This is a genomic window from Burkholderia sp. Ax-1720 (assembly GCF_011753035.1).
In the GTDB taxonomy this organism is placed as follows: domain Bacteria; phylum Pseudomonadota; class Gammaproteobacteria; order Burkholderiales; family Burkholderiaceae; genus Burkholderia; species Burkholderia gladioli.
Genome location: NZ_VWWK01000420.1, coordinates 1 through 1388, shown reverse-complemented (window position 1 = coordinate 1388; position 1388 = coordinate 1). Strand labels below are relative to the sequence as shown.

The window sequence follows — 1388 nt, the reverse complement described above, 5'->3', positions numbered from 1 at the left end:
GGCGCCCTCGCCGGCCTCGCGCACGGCGGGGTCCTCGAGCGCATCGGCCAGCCGGCGCGCATCCGCGTCGCGCGCGGCCAGCTCGGCGCGCATCGCCTCGATGCGCCGCGCCGGCTCCTCGGCCGCCGCGAGCTCGGCCACCACCTGGTTGGCGAGATCAACGGCGCCTTGCGCCGCCGCGTCGGTACTCGCCACCTCGGCCAGCCGCGCGTCGGCCAGCGCGGTGCGCCATTCGCGCAACCAGTCCTCATGCTCGCGCTGCGCGCGCTCGGCCTGCGCCGCAGCCGCCTCGCGCTGGTGTCCGGCCTCGGCCACCCGCTCGTCGTGGCCGCGCCGCTGTTCGGCGGCACGCTCGGCGGCCTGCACGAAGGCCTCGGCCGACATGATCCACTTGCCCAGCGAGTCGGCCTCGGTGCCCGGCGCCACCGACAGCAGCGCCGTGACCAGCGCCTGCTGCGCGTGGCTGCGCTCCGCACGCGCGGCTTCCAGCTCGCGTGCCAGCGCGTCGAGCTTCTGCTGCGCGGCGAGCGCGGCATCGCGTTGCGCGAGCCAGGCGCCGATATCGTCGAGCGCGATGCCGGGCAGGCCCGCGCCGGCCGCGAGATCGGCCCAGGCCTGGCGCGTCGCGTCGAGCGAGCGCGTCGCCTCGGCCAGGTCCGCTTCGCGGCGCGCCAATTCGGCCTGCGCCGCTTCGCGCTGCTGGCGCAGCGATTGCAGTTCGGCCGCGGCCTGCACGGTATCGAGCTGCGAATCGACCAGCACGTCGGCATGCCGGATCGCGTCGTCGACCGCCGCCGCCCCGTCGGGCAAGGCCAGCGCGCCGCGCTTGACCTCGCCCCAGGCCTGGTCGCGCTGCGCGCGCGCGGCCCGCACCTCGCTGCTGGTGACGACGTGATTGCCCTGCGCGAAATGCTGCTCCTGCAAGCGGATCTTCTCGAAGCGCTCGCGCGCCTCGCCCAGCACGCCGCGCGCCATGGCGGCGGCGCTCACCGCCTCGCTGTCGGCCTTCTGGCAGGCGTTCAGGCGCTGCGCCGAAGGCAGGTCCAGCGTTCGCAACCGCTCGACCGGCATGCGCCAGCGGCCGAGCCGGTCGAGCGCCTCCTCGAGTGCATGGGCGGCCTCGCCTCGCGCCTGCTCCTGCGTGCGCTCCTTCGCGTCGCCGTGGCGATGGGCCTGGGCTTCGGCCAGCGCGAGGCGCAGCGCATCGGGCACGGCCTCGACCACGATCGCCTCGCGTTGCCGGTGCAGCCGATCGAGCGCGCGCTCGCGTTCGTCGAGCGCATCGCGTGCGCCGGCCAGCGCCTGCGCCAGCCCGCCCTGGCGGCGCAGCAGGTTGCCGACCGTCTTGAGCGCCAGCGCGGACGGCAGCGCGGCGCGCAAGCCCGCTT

1 pseudogene is annotated in these 1388 nt (G+C 76.2%); it reads right to left on the bottom strand.

Annotated elements, in window-relative coordinates:
• Positions 1 to 1388 (bottom strand): annotated as a pseudogene (locus F3J18_RS37360) (chromosome segregation protein SMC); the annotation flags it as partial.